Genomic DNA, 271 nt, shown 5'->3' with positions numbered 1-271 from the left:
GTCACCTTGGACTTCGGGATCCTTCCCGTATGTTGCGATGCCGCCATGAAGCTGGCTAACATCCTCAAAGCCTTCTTCGACAAGCCAGCCTGAGAATTTCTCACAGCGGATACCGCCTGTGCAATACGTAAGGATTTTTTTGCCTTCGAACATTTGTTTATTTTCACGGACCCAATCCGGAAGTTCGCGGAAATTTGTGATTTCCGGCTTGATTGCACCCCTGAAATGTCCTAAATCAAATTCATAGTCATTTCTGGCATCAAGGACGATA

1 protein-coding gene is annotated in these 271 nt (G+C 46.5%); it reads right to left on the bottom strand.

The genetic code is table 11. From position 1 onward, the window contains the following. Positions 1 to 271, bottom strand: a 271-nt coding sequence (locus SB773_RS31880; protein WP_410594334.1) for a rhodanese-like domain-containing protein, incomplete at both ends; no start/stop codon positions are given.

It is taken from the genome of Bacillus sp. SIMBA_074 (assembly GCF_046534555.1).
Lineage (GTDB): Bacteria > Bacillota > Bacilli > Bacillales > Bacillaceae_G > Bacillus_A > Bacillus_A mycoides.
This window is presented reverse-complemented; position numbering and strand designations above follow the sequence as displayed.